The following is a 15,441-nucleotide window of genomic DNA, read 5'->3' as shown; positions in this document are numbered from 1 at the left end:
GCAGACGCAACTTAGCATATTTGAGACCCTGCCGGGGGTGGCATACCCTATTACAGCCCCTAAAACCCTGCACGCCGTGCGGTCTTTACCTGGCATGGATCACGCTTGCATCATGCGTAGGTCGGCGCGACGAACATAGTCAGGTCGGCTCAACCGGGGCAAGGCACGCGTTTCACCTTGCCGCCCGTCCTGGCCGGATCGGCGCCGGAGCCGGGATTCTCGGCCATGCCATAGCAGGTGGCGCCGCCGGCGCTGACGACGCGCGTGGCGGGCCGGCCATCGGCCGTGAGGAATTCCTCCACGCGGATGACGGGGCCGCCGCGCCAGGCGGAGGCGACCAGCTTCTGGAAGGTGCTTTCGCTCTTCAGGTCGGCGGAGGCCAGCCACGGCTGGTCTTGTTTGAGCTCGCCGCGCAAGGCCTTGTCGGCGGCGCCCGCGGCCAGCCGGGCGCGCGTGCGCAAGTCCGCCGTGGAAGGCGCCGTGGCAGGCGCAGCGGGAAATTCCTCGGCCGGCACGGTGATGGCCTCCACTATGACGGGAGGTGGTTCGAGGATGGCGGACGGCGCGACGGGCGGTGCCGTTGCCCGCGCGCGCGGCAAGGGAGCCGGCATGGGCATGGGCAAGGCCATCGGTGGCGTCTGCGCCATTGGCCGGGACGGCAGCAAGGTCATGAACGCCACTTCCGTGTATTGCTTGAGTTGCCGCGCCGGCAGCAGCAGGAAATACAGGCCCAGCACGTGCATGCACAGGATCAGCGCGACGGCCGCGCCTTTCAGGCTCAAGCCCTCCCGCATACGCATGGAAGCGGACTGTAGATGGTGGTGCAATGGCATGCGGTTTCCTGTGGGCGCGGGGCGCGGTGGTCCATTTTAGCGAAACTTGGATATGCGCATTAATAAATCCACAAGGTATCGTTTGGCGCGCCTTTTTCCGCCAGATTCCGGCACCCTGGCGTGCCCGGTGTTGTACGAATGGCGACTTTTTTGATCGCTTTGTCACACTTTCTCACGCGCTGCGCCACGCTGGAATATAATGATAATCATTCTCATTAATATCCAGATAACACCATGCGCACCTTCCACCTCGTCCCTACCCCGTTCGCCCTGGCCGCCTTCCTGCTGGCCAGCGCCGCCGCCCACGCCCAAACCACGTCCACCACACCGGCCGGCGACGCGCAAAGCATGCCGACCGTGGTCGTCAACGCGTCGGCCGATGCGTCGGCGGAAGGCTTGTCGAAGGCGTATGCGGGCGGCCAGGTGGCGCGCGGCGGGCGTCTGGGTTTGCTGGGCAATGTGGACATGATGGACACGCCATTCGGCAGCACCAGTTACACGCAGCAATTCATCGCCGACCAGCAAGCGCGCAGCGTGGGCGACCTGCTGCAGAGCGATCCGGCCGTGCGCATGTCGCGCGGCTATGGCAATTTCCAGGAAGTGTATGTGATCCGCGGTTTCGCCCTCGATTCGGACGATGTGGCCTACAACGGCCTGTACGGCGTGCTGCCGCGCCAATATGTATCGCCGGAATTGCTTGAGCGCGTGGAAGTGTTCCGTGGCGCCAGCGCCTTCCTCAACGGCGCGGCACCTGGCGGCAGCGGCATCGGCGGCGCTATCAACCTGATGCCCAAGCGCGCCGGCAACACGCCGCTGACGGAATTGACCGTGGGCGTGGAATCGGGCGGCCATGCCTATGCGGCCATCGACGTGGCGCGCCGCTTTGGCGAAAACAAGGAATTCGGCGTGCGCGTCAACGCCGCCAAGCGCCAAGGCGAGACCGGCATCAAGCGCGAAGACCACGACGTGGGCATGTTTTCGGTGGGCCTCGACTACCGCGGCAGCAGCTATCGCCTGTCGGCCGATGCCGGCTACCAGAATTTCGATCTGACGGCGCCGCGCCCCTCCGTCGGCATAGGCAGCGTGGCCGTGCTGCCATCCGCGCCCGATGCGTCGAAGAACTTTGCCCAGCCATGGAGCTATTCGAAGGAACACGATGTGTTCGGCACGGCGCGCGCCGAGGTGGACCTGGCCAAGGATGTCGTGGCCTGGGCCGCATTTGGTTCACGTTCGACCAAGGAAGCCAATAGCCTTGCCGAGCCGTCGTTGACCTCGAGCAATGGCGACGCCACAGTGTCGCGCTTTGACAACGCCCGCAAACAGGAGATCCGCACGGGCGAACTGGGTATTCGCGGCAAGCTCGTGACGGGCGCCGTCAAGCACACCCTGGTGGCCAGCTGGTCCGGGCACTGGAATGAGGCGAAGAACGCCTATGCCATCGGCGACAAGTTTGCCACCAATATTTATGCGCCGGTCAGCGTGGCCCCGCCGCCAACGCCCTACCCGGGCGGCATCATGAGCGACCCGCGCATCACCCAGAAAACCATCCTCAACAGCTATGCCCTGGCTGACACCATGGCCTTCCTGGACGACAAGCTGCTGCTGACCGTGGGCTTGCGCCGCCAGCAGATCAAGGATGCCGGCTACGACTACAACACTTCGGTGCTGCAAGGAAAGGCCTATGACGAGAGCGCCACGACGCCCGTGGCTGGCATCGTCTTCAAGGCGAACCGGAACGTGTCGCTGTACGCCAACTACATCGAGGCGCTGGTCAAAGGTCCGACGGCCACTGGAACGTATGTGGAAAACGGCCAGCAGCTCAATGTCGACAACATGGGCGACGTGTTTGCGCCGTACAAATCGAAGCAAAAGGAAATCGGCGTCAAATATGACGGCGGCAAGCTGGGCATGAGCGCCGCACTGTTCAGCACGGCCAAGCCTTTGCTGGCCGTGGTCGGCAAGCGGGCCGAACTCGATGGCGAGCAGCGCAACCGTGGCCTGGAATTGTCGGTTTTCGGCACGCCGATGCAGGGCGTGCGCCTGCTGGGCGGCTTGACCTGGCTCGATGCAAAGCTCAGCAATACCGGCATGGCCGAGAATAATGGCAAGAAACCCATTGGCGCACCGGAAACGCAGATGAGCGTGGGCGGCGAATGGGACGTGCCCGGCGCGCCAGGCCTGACCCTGAACGCCCGCACCATCTACACCTCGACGCAATACGCGGACCAGGCCAACACCAAGCAACTGCCATCGTGGACCCGCCTCGATATCGGCGCGCGCTACCTGACGCAAGTGGCAGGCCGTGACGTGACCTTGCGCGCCCGCGTGGACAACGTGACGGACCGCAATTACTGGTCGTCGGCCGTGTCGTCCTTCAATATCGGCTCGCTGGTGCTGGCCGCGCCGCGCACCGTGGTCGTCTCGGCCAGCGTGGCGTTTTAAAGGCCGCGCGCTCTGTCGCACCGCGAAAGCTGCCCTCGGGCAGCTTTTTTTTCGCGTGCGCGCCTGTGCCGCAAGCCGCGCTTGGGCGACAATGCCGCATGAAACGACTCCCTGCCCTGCTGCTCCTGCTCTGCCTGTCTCTGCCCGCTGCCGCCCAGAAGCAGGCCGCCTGTCCGTACGCCGCCTGGAAAAGCGGCTTCAAGGGTGATGCGCGGGCGCAAGCCACGTGCTTGCTGCGTCCCGTCAAACTGTATGCGCGCCTGGGCGACAGCGCGCCGCTGCCGGCGTTTCTTGCCGCCCGCATCGGCCAGCGCACGGGCATCGCCCCGGCCCGGTTGCGGGCCTGGCTGGCGGAACAGGGGATCGCCGAGGCGGATGTGGGCGGCCCCGTCGACGCGCCATTGTCGCGCGCCGTGGGCCGGCTGGCCGCACCGATGGCCCGCTATTTCGTCATCCACGACACCAGCTACCCGAATTTCTTATTGGAAAGCATTCCCGATCACATCAACGACGCCAGCTGGGATTTCAACGATTTCAATCTACGCAACCCGGCGCTGGGCGGCGGTCCGAAAGGCCATGTGTACGTGAACCGCCTGGGCGGCTCCCTGCTGGTGCGCGACTTCGGCACGGCCAGCTACGCCAGCAAGCTGGAAAAGGACAAGCCGTCGCTGGCGGGCCTGTTCCTGCACGTGGAACTGGTGCAGCCGCGCCACTCCGTGCCCGGCGGCGGCAAGGGCAACGACGGCCTGGCGCCCGATCCCGGTTTTACGCCCGCGCAATACGAGCGCCTGGCCCTGCTGTACATCGCCGCCAGCGTGCGCAAGGGCATGTGGCTGATCCCCGCCTTCCACGCCGTGATCGACACAGGTTTTGCGAACGGTCATGACGATCCGCAGAACTTTTCGCTGGAACAATGGGATACGACCCTCAGCCATTTGAGCGCCGTCATTGCAGGCGTCGACGCGCCGAATTGAACACCACCTGCACGCCGATTTGGAGGATACTTTAGCTCCCGCCGATGCACGGCGCGGATGCCGAGCTGTCCAGGGAGAGCTGCGATGACCTATGCCTCTGACCAGAAAATGCACACGCTGGACCTGCCCGCGCGCACGCGGCGGCTCTTCAGCATGCGCGATGCCGTGCTGACGCAGTGGGAACACGAGGTGCGCGCCAAGGTACGCGGCGCCGACGCCTTGCTGACGCCCATCCTGATCAATACCTTGCCCGCCTTCTTCGACAATCTGACCGAGGCGCTAACGCCAGGCTATCCGCGCGACGATGCCACCAGCAACACCAACGCCCCGGCCGTGCATGGCAACGAACGGGCGCGCATGACCAGTTATGGCCCGGAACAGGTGATCCAGGAATACCAGATCTTCCGCGACTGTTTCGCCGAGGCCGCCCTCGACGCGGGCGTGCCGCTGCGGCGCCGCGACTGGAAGGTGATCAATGCCTCGATCGACACGGGCATCCGCGAAGCCATCCTGGAATTTACGGCCATGCATGAAAGCTTCCAGCGGCGCATCGCGGCCGGCCTGTCGCACGACATGCGCAATCCCCTCTCCGTCATGCTCAACAGCGCCCAGCTGCTGCAGCGGCGCGCGCAGCAGGTCGACGTGCCGGCCCTGGCATCGAAAATCATCGAACACGGCAAGCGCCTCGACGACATGATCCAGGAATTGCTCGATACGCTCAGCTACCACCGGGGGCAGAAACTGCCGCTGGTCTTGCATCGCTTCGATATCCTGCCGCTGGCGCAGCAGGTGGCCGACAGCGTGAATACGGGCCATCCGGGCAAGTGCCAGGTCACGGGCGCGTCCGTCACCGGCTGGTGGTGCGAAAATTCGCTGCGCCGGGCCCTGGAAAACCTGGTGGGCAATGCCCTCAAGTACGGCGACGACGGCCCCATCCATATCCACGTCAACACCCTGCGCGAACGCATGATACTCACGGTGCACAACACGGGCAGTACTATCGCGCCCGAGCAGACCGAGCGCATCTTCGAATACCTGCGCCGCGAACACCAGGGCAGCGCGCCCGGCTGGGGCATCGGCCTGCCCTTCGTGCAAAACGTGGCGGAAAGCCATGGCGGCAGCGCGCTGGTCGACAGTGCGCCGGAAACGGGCACCACGTTTACCATCGACCTGCCCGTCGATTGCCGCCCCTTCGTCACGCCGGACGCCTGATTTCACCCGCCCCGCGCCCCATAGCCCTGCAGAATCGACACCGTAGCGCACCAAAGCGGTGCGGATGACGGTTTTACGCCACAAAAATGGTCATTTTCTACATACTTTCGGGTGTGCGGCATTGGCACGTTTCCTGCTGAGCTATAGTCAGACACGGCTCAAGGGAAATCACAACATGGCAAATTTTTTCAATGAAATGACTGCAAATGAAGTGGGTACGGACAGCAAGGTACGTGAACACTATCGTGAATTCAGCAACTGGCTGGAGCAGCAATCCCCCGAGACCATCGCCCGCAAGCGGGCGGAAGCCGACCTGACGTTCCGCCGGGTCGGCATCACGTTCGCCGTGTATGGCGACGATGCCGGCACAGAACGCCTGATTCCGTTCGACACCATCCCGCGCATCATTCCCGCCACGGAATGGGCGCAGATGCAGACGGGCCTGGTGCAGCGCGTGCAAGCCTTGAACATGTTTATCCATGATATTTATCATGAGCAAAACATCATCAAGGCGGGCATCATTCCTGCCGAGCAAATCTACAAGAATGCCCAGTATCGCCCGGAAATGCAGGGCATTTCCGTCGCCTCCGACATCTATGCCCACATCGCCGGCGTCGATATCGTGCGCGCCGGCCAGGGAGAATTCTATGTACTGGAAGACAATCTGCGCGTGCCGTCCGGCGTGTCCTACATGCTGGAAGACCGCAAGATGATGATGCGGCTGTTCCCGGAACTGTTCGCCCGCAACCGCATCGCCCCCGTCGACCATTACCCGGACATGCTGCTCGACAACCTGCGCTCCGTCGCCCCGATGGGCGTGGATGACCCGACGGTCGTCGTCATGACGCCCGGCATGTACAACTCCGCCTACTTCGAGCACGCCTTCCTGGCCCAGCAAATGGGCGTGGAACTGGTTGAAGGCAAGGATCTGTTCGTCAACGATAACTCGGTGTACATGCGCACCACGCGCGGGCCAAAACGGGTCGACGTGATCTACCGCCGCGTGGACGACGACTTCCTCGACCCGCTGGCCTTCCGCTCCGATTCCTCGCTGGGCGTGCCGGGCCTGCTGTCCGTGTACCGCGCCGGCCGCGTGACCCTGGCGAACGCCATCGGCACGGGCGTGGCCGACGACAAGTCGATCTATCCTTTTGTTCCCGACATGATCAAGTTCTATCTGTCGCAGGAACCCATACTCAACAACGTGCCCACGTACCAGTGCCGCAAACCGGCCGATTTGTCCTACGTGCTGGCGAACCTGGCGCAACTCGTCGTCAAGGAAGTGCATGGCGCGGGCGGCTACGGCATGCTGGTGGGGCCGGCGTCCAGCCTGGCGCAGATCGAGGACTTCCGCCAGCGCCTGCTGGCCAATCCGGGCGGCTACATCGCCCAGCCAACACTCGCCCTGTCCGCCTGCCCCACGTATGTCGAGGCCGGCATCGCACCGCGCCACATCGATTTGCGGCCGTTCGTGCTGTCCGGCAAGACGATTTCCATGGTGCCGGGCGGCTTGACCCGCGTGGCGCTCGGTGAAGGCTCGCTCGTGGTCAACTCCTCGCAAGGGGGCGGCACCAAGGATACCTGGGTACTGGAAGCCACATCCGCTTTTGCAGGAGAGAAAACATGCTGAGCCGCACCGCCGATCATTTGTTCTGGATGGCCCGCTACACGGAGCGGGCGGAAAACACGGCGCGCATGCTCGACGTCAATATGCAGACCTCGATGCTGCCCCAGTCCGAACAGGACGCGGAGCAAGGCTGGCGCGCCACCCTGGGCATTTCCGAGCTGCAAAGCGCCTACGACCACAAATATGGCCGCTTCCACACGCGCGACGTGCTCGACTTCATGGTGCGCGACCCGAACAACCCCTCGTCCATCCTCGCCTGCCTGACGGGCGCGCGCGAAAACGCCCGCGCCGTGCGGGGGACTTTGACGACAGAAGTGTGGGAAATCCAGAACGCCACCTGGCTCGACATGCAGAAACGCTTGAAAAGCAATCTGCTGGAAACGGATCCCAGCCAGTTCTTCGAATGGGTCAAGTACCGCTCGCACCTGTCGCGTGGCGTGACCCTGGGCACCATGCTCAAGGACGAAGCCATCCACTTCATTCGCCTGGGCACCTTCCTGGAACGGGCCGACAACACGGCGCGTATCCTCGACGTGAAGTTCCACGGCGCGCGCGACACGTCGAAAGACATTACCCAGCGCGACTTTTATTACTGGGCGGCCCTGCTGCGCTCCGTGTCCGGCTTCGAGATCTACCGCAAGGTCTACCGTGACGTCATCACCCCGGCGCGGGTGGCGGAATTGCTGATGCTGCGCGGCGACATGCCGCGTTCCCTGCTGGCCTGCATGGATGACGTGGTGGAAAATCTCAAGCACATCCGCAACGATGTGTCGGCCGATACGGAGCGCTTCGCCGGCAAATTGCACGCGGAACTGAAATTCGGCCATATCGACGACATCATGAAGACGGGTTTGCATCTGACCTTGACGGAGTTTCTGGAAAACATCAATGACCTGGGCAACCGGGTCAGCCGCGACTTCCTCGTTCCCTTGGCGGCCTGATGCAGCTCACCATCCGCCACAAAACCGAGTACGCCTACAGCGCACCGCTGGCCCACACCATCCAGCAGCTGCACCTGACGCCGCGTATCGAGCCGCAGCAGCGGGCATTGTCCTGGCAAATCACGACGCCGGGCCAGTGCCACGCCTACACGGATGCTTACGGCAATCTGTCGCACATGCTGACGATTAACGGCAGCCATCACTCCCTGAGCCTGGTGGCGCAGGGCGTGGTGGAAACCATCTACCCGCACAAGGGACGGCTGAACCTGATCGATACCCTGTCGCCGCTGCTGTTTACCATGCCGACGCCGCTGACCCTGGCCAATCCCGCCATCCTCGACCTGGCGGCCGCCAGCCTGCCGGACCAGCACGTGACGGCGGGCACGGGCCATCTGCTGCGCCTGGCCGAGCACATCGTCGGCAAGGTCGCGTATGAAAGCGGCGCCACCATGGTCACCACGACGGCTGGCGACGCCCTGGCCCTGGGCCGCGGCGTATGCCAGGACCACGCCCATCTGTTCCTGGCCTGCTGCCACGCCTGGGGCATCCCGGCCCGCTATGTGTCCGGCTACATCGATCCGGGCACGACGGGCCACGCGGCCAGCCACGCCTGGGTCGACGCGTGGGCCGAGGACACGGATTTTGCGGGCTGGGTCAGCATCGACGTCACGCACGCGCGGCTGATGACGGATGCATATTGCCGCCTGGCCATCGGACGCGACTACGATTCGGCCGCGCCCGTGCGCGGCGTGCGCCAGGGTGGCGGCACGGAAACGTTGAGCGTCGATGTGCAGATCGTGCCCGTATAAACTGGCAGGAATGAGGCTGGCCGGGCCTTGCCAGCAGGTGGCAAGGCCCGGCTGGTGTAAAATGCTTCCCCTTTTGATGTGATTTACGACGATGACTTATTGCATAGGCATGCGCCTGAACGAAGGCCTGGTCTTCCTGTCCGACTCCCGCACCAACGCCGGCGTGGACCAGGTGGGCACCTTCCGCAAGATGAGCGTGTTCGAAAACCCGGGCGACCGCATGCTGGTCCTGATGACGGCCGGCAACTTGTCGATCTCGCAGGCGATCCGCCAGATCGTTTCCGAACACGTGGATGCGGATGGACGCAGCATCTGGAACGTGGCCAGCATGTACGACGCGGCGCGCATCGTGGGCGAAGCCGTGCGCACCGTGCACCTGCGCGAAGCGAAGGCCCTGGCCGACTGCGGCATCGATTTCAACGTCAGCATCATATTAGGTGGCCAGATAGGCGCCGAGCGCTGCCGGTTGTTCCAGGTGTATTCGGCCGGCAATTTCATCGAATCGCACGATGAAAACACGTATTTCCAGATCGGCGAAGCCAAATATGGCAAGCCCATCATCGACCGGGTCGTCAATCCGTTCACGCGCCTGGACGAGGCGGCCAAGTGCGCCCTCATTTCCATGGATTCCACCCTGCGCTCGAACATTTCCGTCGGCTTGCCGCTGGACCTGCTCGTCTACGAGACGGGCAGCCTGGCCGTCACGCGCTTCGTCACCATCGATGAAAAGAACCAGTATTTCCGCATGATCCGCGACACCTGGGGCGAACAATTGAAACAGGTGTTCGAAGGCATCGTCGACCCCGTATGGAATGCGGCGCCCGAGACGACGACGAACGTGCTGTCGTCCGCCAACATGCACAGCAAGCCCGTGCGCGTCGCCATCCCCGAGCACGTGAGCCGCGGCGGCCTGACCGTGGCGCCCCTGCAATCCTTGGCGCAGCAGTTCAGCGACGACAAGCAGCATTGACCTGTGGTTGACAGCGCCTGTCGTGACGGGCATTGCCTCGACGCATGCAGAACGCTCATAGATTACGTCAAAAATATTGATTTATTGAGAATTCTACAGGGGTGCAATCTATATCGAACAACAAAAAAATAAGAATTTTCATTCTCAACACTGCCTCTTAATTTTATGTCATTATTGAAACTGGCGCCTTTCGATTCCGGAAGGCGCTATTTTTCAATGTTACGATATAAAGGGAAGCAGCAATGAACTTTCAAAAGGCACGGGTAGATAAACATAATTGCTGGCCTACGGCTATGCTATTTAAGGCGGAACAGGAATTTTCTGATTTGCTGGCGATGAGGCACCATCCTCAGGTATTTGAACCCGTGCAGTTGCAATTTAGCAACGATGCTAATTTCCAAGTACTGGTGGGACACCTGATTGATGGCATCGAATGCCTGCCTACCCGTCCAGACTATCTGTTTGATCATTGCTTCCGTGTCATAGACAAGGGCGCAACTCCCCTGTTTTCCAAAGGTGGCAAGGCCATAGTTCAAGGATTGGGAGGGAAGTTGACCCTGGCCAACCAAAAAGGTTGGAATGACATACTCGCGCTACTAGCCAATGCAATGCCGCTTGGTTCATATAAATATGTGGCCAAGCGCATTTGCTATGCACATGTACAACCCAGCATTCAGAACGACTTTATCAAAGGACGCGCCAAAGATTTTTTTGGCGAAGTGCGCTATAACGAATTCATGGATAAATTCGCGGTGCCGCCACCGGTCGCGCCTCAAACGGTTGGCGCAAAACTGAAGGGCAAGCCAAAACTTTCAAATCCACCGCCTGTTGATGCCAAGAAAATCGATCTGTGTGCGAGCTTTCTCAAACTCTACATATCCGGTTCGTTTGGCGGCAAGCCGAAAAATCCTGCTACGCATACTACACTGGATATGACCAGGGTGCAAAACCAACCCAAGGATAAGAAAAGAATCGAGTTTTTTCTATCTTTACTCTTATACACTTCTCGCAATGAACGCGCGCATGGCAGTATGTTAAGCCCGTTCCGCACCAGTAAGGCGGATGTGGAGCGCTATGAGCGTTTTTATTTTTCGGCCTTGGTTGCATATATCTTTGCGCTTGGTGTTATTGATCTTCAAGGCGCGATAGCAATTCCTGTTGCCGACATTAAAACTATCTGCGCACGCAATTTACAGCTCCAGAAGCATCTGTTCACATAGGCAGTTGTGGTGGCCGCTGCCAGGCCAGAGGCGGAACAGCAATGGCTCTATCTGAGTAGCTTGACGGATCTTCCATGCGTTGCGAACCCCGCTGGACAAGCCCATGACATCGTGCTTATATGGCAATGTCAATAATTACACAGGAAGGTGGGCAGCATGGAATTAATCACCTCCGCCATCGTGGCAGCCATCGGGCATGGCGCGCCCGGCCACGCTCCTCAAGCCGTCGCCAGCCACTATGAGCGGCTGAAGCAGGCCATCGCCAGGTTCGACGGCGCGGCCGCCATCCTGGCCGCCATCGCCGCGCTGGAAGCCGAGCCTGCAAATAGTCAGCTGCAACTGGCCCTGTCGGCCGCCCTGTCCAGCGCGAAAGTGCCGGACGACATGGAAACCCTGTTTGCCGCGCAAGGCTTGCTCGATGCGCTGCAGCGACCTTTCGCCCAGGCACCCGAAGTGGAAGCCGTGCCCGCCCCGGCCGATAAAAGCGCCGTCGTCTCGAATTATGCGGTGGTCAAAGTGTATTTCGCCACCGACCGCCAGCGCGACGTGGGCAAGCCGCCGGCCCAGCGCTTCAGCGGCGAACGCAACATCATGAGCGGCAATGGCCCGCTCAGCTATGGCAGCTGCGACGTCAGCATCCCCCGCGACCACCGCATGGGCCAGCTGGAGTCACCGTCGCTGTGGCGTCTGGAATTTCGCGACGACCCGGCCAAGCATGTGGTGCTGCTGTCGGCCGAGGTGCAGGACCGCGACAATTTCTTTGCCGCACTCAAAACCCAGATCCGCGCCTCGCCCGATAAAAGCGCTTTTGTCTTCGTGCACGGCTACAACGTGAGTTTCGAGGATGCGGCGCGGCGCACGGGACAGATGGCCTACGACCTCGGTTTCGATGGCGCGCCCGTGTTCTACAGCTGGCCGTCGCGCGGCGAGGTGGCCGGCTACACCATCGATGAAAACAATATCGAGTGGAGCACGCCCCACCTCACGGCCTTCCTGGCCGACTTTCTTGCCAGCACGGAGGCGGCGCAGGTGTATCTGGTGGGACACAGCATGGGCAGCCGGGGCCTGACGCGGGCCGTGGCCGACTTGCTGGCCGCGCAGCCGCAGCTGGCGCAAAAGATCACGGAAATCATCCTGTCCGCGCCCGATATCGACGCCGCCATCTTCAAGCACGATATCGCGCCAAAACTGGCCGGCGCGCGCAACCCCGTCACCCTGTATGCCTCGTCGCAAGACCTGGCCCTGGCCGCCTCGAAGGCCGTGCACGGTTATGCGCGCGCGGGCGACAGCGGCGCCGGCATGCTGATCGTGGCGGGCGTGGAAACGATCGACGCCACCGGGGTCGACACGAGTTTCATGAAACACATGTATTTCGCGGAAAAGAGCTCCGCCCTGTCCGACATGTTTTATCTGATACGCAACCATGCGCGCGCCGACCAGCGCTTTCTCGACCCCGTCGACACGGTGGCCGGCCGCTATTGGACGTTCAAACCATGACGCCGTTCCATCGAGTGCGGCACGCATGCTAAGATACGGCCCAGAGGGTGGCAACGGGCACGGCGATGACGCCGCCAGCCGATCCCCCGCAAGCAGGCCTATCATGTTGACAACATCTTCTACACCGCAAGCCGAATCGCTGATCCGCAACACCAACGCCCGCGTCACCAAGACGCGCGTGAAGGTGCTCGACTTTTTAATGGCGCAAAACCGTTCGCTGACCCACCATGAAATCCAGCAGGCGCTGTCGCAGGACAGCGACATCGATTCCGTCACCCTGTACCGGGTGCTGGAATGGCTGACGGAAAATGAACTGGTGCACCGCATCGCCGGTGCCGACCAGGTGTGGCGCTTCAGCGCGGGCGCCGGCCACCAGGCGCACGAGCACGCGCACTTCCAGTGCACCAAATGCGCGAACGTCACCTGCTTCAACGAAGTCAAGCTGCCACCGCCCGTACTCTTGCCGGAAGGTTTCAGCGGCGGCGAAGTCGATTACCTGATCAAGGGCCTGTGCCCGCGCTGCAAATAGCGGGTGTCACCTGAGCAGCAAGGCCAGGTGATGCTCGTCATAAAATAGCTCGCCCACGCGCATCGAGCGCGGCTCCGTGCCATACGCGATAAATCCCAGCGATTCATACAGGCGCAAGGCGGCATTGTTTTCCGCATTCACGCTCAAATGCACTTGCATGATGGCAGGGTCCGTCTCGGCCTGTTCGATGCAGGCGTTGACGAGGCGCCGCGCCACGCCCTTGCCCCGCTGCGTCACATCGACGAACACGCCCCACAGCAAGGCCTTGTGCGACAGTTGCCGCATGGATTCGCGCCGCAAGCCGGCAAAGCCGACCAGGCGTTCGCCATCGAAGGCACCGAAAGCCCTGTGCAGCGGGCCGCCGGCGATGCGCTGCGCATGTTCTTCCGGCGTGCGCGCCAGCTCATCCTCGCGCGACGAGGAAAACGAACTGGGCGAATCAAGGATGGCGCGCAGGCGCAGCGCGCAAAAGGCGGCGGTGTCGGCTGGCGTCAGCAGGCGAATGACGATGTCATGTGCGGGCATGGTGGAATCCGGCAGTTTTTTTCCATTATACCCACGCCCCCGTCTCAGGCACGCACACGGCGCAAACCCAGCAAGGTCCAGCCGTACAGGGCCGCCATTAGCAATACCATGGCCGCACCGAGGGCCGCCGTCCAGCTTTCCGGCAGCGACCATGCGGAGTCCAGCTTGCCGGCCGCCATATAGGTCGCCATGGCCACGCAGACGGCGACGATGGGCCAGCCCAGGCGGCGCCGGAAGGCGCGCACGATATCCGCCTGCCCCGTGCGCATGACCTTTGCCGTGACCCAGCCATCGAAGGTATCCGTCACGCCCATGCCGACGGCAAACACCAGGCCCGTCAGCAAGGCTGGCTGCATGCCGCCCAGCGCAACGGCCGCGTAGCCCCAGGCGGCCGCCTGCAGGGCCGTGTCGAACACCAGCGCGAACAGCATGCCGACGAGGATGGCGGCCAGCGGCCCCGATGCGCCCCGCAGCGACCGTGGCAACAGCCGCCCGCGCACCTCGGCCAGTTGCGCCCCGGCCAGCAAGCTGCGCGCATTCATGCCAGCGATCAACAGCAGCAAGGCGATGGGCAGCCATTCCAGCCAGCCGAACACGGCTTCAGACGGTGTAAATTGCTGCGACGCCACGGCGGCCAAGGCCACGATGGCCAGCACGGTGACGCCATGGCCCAGCGCAAACAGCGCCCCCATCCACGGCGCCCAGCGCGGCGCTGCGGCCTGGCTGCGCAAGGTCAGCCCATCGACGGCGGCCAGGTGGTCGGGCTCCAGGCCATGTCGCATGCCAAGCAGAAAGATCAGCGCCAGGGCGGGCAAGCCCGCTTCCACGCTCATGCCGCCACCTCGACGGGGCTGTCCGCCGTGGCCAGCGCGACCACGCAACGGTCCAGGCCCCGGATCAGCATGTCCTGCGGCAAGTCACGGCCGATAAAAATGATCTTGCTGGCGCGCGTCTCGCCGTCGCGCCACGGCGCGCCGAGTTCCGAGCCCATCAGCATGTGCACGCCCTGGAAGACGGCGCGGCATGGCATGTCGGCAACATACAAAATGCCCTTGTAGCGCATCAGCTGGGCACCGAACAGCTGCACCACGGCATCAAGAAAATTTTCCACCTGCAGCAGATCCAGGGGCTGGGACTGGTGGTAGACGAACGATTGCACGCCGTCGCCATGGCGGTGGCCCAGTTCCCCCAGGAAATCCGGCTCCAGCTCGACGATGGCGTTCAAGTTGAAACCGCGAATGTTCAGGATGTCGCGCAGCGGCACATTGCCAAAGCTGACTTTCTGTATGCTGGCACGGCCATTGATGGCGACCAGCCGCTGGCGCAGCGCGGCCAGCTCGTCCTTGCTGACCAGGTCCGTCTTCGACAGCAGGATGCGGTCGGCAAAGCCGACTTGCTCCTGGGCTTCCTTGTGCGCCGTCAATTGCTGCTGCGCGTGGCGCGCGTCGACCACCGTCAAAATGGCGTCGAGCATGTAAAACTCGCTGATGGAGGGCTCGGCAAAGAAGGTTTGCGCCACGGGCCCAGGCGCGGCCAGTCCCGTCGTTTCGATGATCACATGGTCGAACGCGATGGTTCCCGATGCGCGCTTGGCGTGCAATTCGCCCAGGATGCGGATCAGGTCGCCGCGCACGCTGCAACAGATGCAACCATTGTTCATTTCCACGATCTGCTCGTCGCTGTCTTGCACCAGCAAGCCATGGTCGATGCTTTCGGCGGCGAATTCGTTTTCGATCACGGCGATGCGCATGCCGTGATCGCCCTGCAATATGCGCTTGAGCATGGTGGTTTTCCCGCTGCCGAGAAAACCCGTGATGATGGTGACGGGGATCAGTTCTGTCATAGTGCTTTCCTGTTGATGG

General features: G+C 62.3%; 14 protein-coding genes. 10 read left to right on the top strand and 4 right to left on the bottom strand.

Annotation, left to right across the window (positions count from 1 at the left end; all coding sequences use genetic code 11):
* Positions 1-149: 149 nt before the first annotated feature.
* Positions 150-833 carry a hypothetical protein gene (locus FG13_RS04645; RefSeq protein WP_152598679.1) on the bottom strand — a complete coding sequence of 228 codons (684 nt, stop codon included), beginning with the start codon at positions 831-833 and terminating at the stop codon, positions 150-152.
* Between the two features lie 234 nt (positions 834-1,067).
* Here FG13_RS04645 and FG13_RS04640 point away from each other — a divergent pair, with 234 nt between their 5' ends.
* The 10 genes from FG13_RS04640 to FG13_RS04595 all read left to right on the top strand — a co-directional run bounded on the left by FG13_RS04640 (position 1,068) and on the right by FG13_RS04595 (position 13,054).
* Positions 1,068-3,275 (top strand): TonB-dependent receptor, encoded by a 2,208-nt coding sequence (locus tag FG13_RS04640; protein WP_035818826.1) that lies wholly within the window; start codon positions 1,068-1,070, stop codon positions 3,273-3,275.
* A gap of 98 nt (positions 3,276-3,373) precedes the next feature.
* The gene (locus tag FG13_RS04635) at positions 3,374-4,249 is read left to right on the top strand and encodes a hypothetical protein (protein WP_051958522.1); all 876 of its coding nucleotides are present in this window, start codon (positions 3,374-3,376) and stop codon (positions 4,247-4,249) included.
* A gap of 84 nt (positions 4,250-4,333) precedes the next feature.
* Positions 4,334-5,461, top strand: a complete 1,128-nt coding sequence (locus FG13_RS04630; RefSeq protein WP_035818823.1) for a sensor histidine kinase — start codon at positions 4,334-4,336, stop codon at positions 5,459-5,461.
* Between the two features lie 175 nt (positions 5,462-5,636).
* On the top strand, positions 5,637-7,091 hold the full coding sequence (locus tag FG13_RS04625) for a circularly permuted type 2 ATP-grasp protein (protein WP_051958520.1): 1,455 nt from the start codon (positions 5,637-5,639) through the stop codon (positions 7,089-7,091).
* Complete coding sequence (locus tag FG13_RS04620; RefSeq protein ID WP_035818820.1) at positions 7,085-8,029, top strand: alpha-E domain-containing protein; 945 nt, start codon at positions 7,085-7,087, stop codon at positions 8,027-8,029. The genes FG13_RS04625 and FG13_RS04620 overlap by 7 nt, the downstream gene beginning before the upstream one ends.
* Positions 8,029-8,838 (top strand): transglutaminase family protein, encoded by an 810-nt coding sequence (locus FG13_RS04615; RefSeq protein ID WP_035818818.1) that lies wholly within the window; start codon positions 8,029-8,031, stop codon positions 8,836-8,838. Before FG13_RS04620 ends, FG13_RS04615 begins: the two co-directional genes overlap by 1 nt.
* A gap of 91 nt (positions 8,839-8,929) precedes the next feature.
* The gene (locus FG13_RS04610; RefSeq protein ID WP_034748331.1) at positions 8,930-9,808 is read left to right on the top strand and encodes a peptidase; all 879 of its coding nucleotides are present in this window, start codon (positions 8,930-8,932) and stop codon (positions 9,806-9,808) included.
* Between the two features lie 242 nt (positions 9,809-10,050).
* Complete coding sequence (locus FG13_RS04605) at positions 10,051-11,028, top strand: hypothetical protein (protein WP_152598678.1); 978 nt, start codon at positions 10,051-10,053, stop codon at positions 11,026-11,028.
* Positions 11,029-11,184: 156 nt separating this feature from the next.
* Positions 11,185-12,525: an alpha/beta hydrolase gene (locus FG13_RS04600; RefSeq protein ID WP_035818812.1), complete on the top strand. Its 1,341-nt coding sequence runs from the start codon at positions 11,185-11,187 to the stop codon at positions 12,523-12,525.
* A gap of 103 nt (positions 12,526-12,628) precedes the next feature.
* Complete coding sequence (locus FG13_RS04595; protein WP_035818810.1) at positions 12,629-13,054, top strand: Fur family transcriptional regulator; 426 nt, start codon at positions 12,629-12,631, stop codon at positions 13,052-13,054.
* 6 nt (positions 13,055-13,060) lie between these two features.
* On the opposite strand, the gene FG13_RS04590 is transcribed toward FG13_RS04595, so the two are convergent.
* Genes FG13_RS04590 through FG13_RS04580 form a run of 3 tightly spaced genes read right to left on the bottom strand, consistent with a single transcriptional unit; the run spans position 13,061 to position 15,422 of the window.
* Positions 13,061-13,579 carry a GNAT family N-acetyltransferase gene (locus FG13_RS04590; protein ID WP_035818808.1) on the bottom strand — a complete coding sequence of 173 codons (519 nt, stop codon included), beginning with the start codon at positions 13,577-13,579 and terminating at the stop codon, positions 13,061-13,063.
* A 44-nt stretch (positions 13,580-13,623) separates the two neighbouring features.
* The gene (locus FG13_RS04585; RefSeq protein WP_051958517.1) at positions 13,624-14,412 is read right to left on the bottom strand and encodes a HoxN/HupN/NixA family nickel/cobalt transporter; all 789 of its coding nucleotides are present in this window, start codon (positions 14,410-14,412) and stop codon (positions 13,624-13,626) included.
* The gene (locus FG13_RS04580) at positions 14,409-15,422 is read right to left on the bottom strand and encodes a CobW family GTP-binding protein (protein ID WP_035818802.1); all 1,014 of its coding nucleotides are present in this window, start codon (positions 15,420-15,422) and stop codon (positions 14,409-14,411) included. Before FG13_RS04580 ends, FG13_RS04585 begins: the two co-directional genes overlap by 4 nt.
* Positions 15,423-15,441: the final 19 nt, after the last annotated feature.

This window comes from Janthinobacterium sp. RA13, from assembly GCF_000745325.1.
Taxonomy (GTDB): domain Bacteria; phylum Pseudomonadota; class Gammaproteobacteria; order Burkholderiales; family Burkholderiaceae_D; genus Janthinobacterium; species Janthinobacterium rivuli.
The sequence above is the reverse complement of the archived record's forward strand: the minus strand, read 5'-3'. Positions and strand labels throughout refer to the sequence as shown.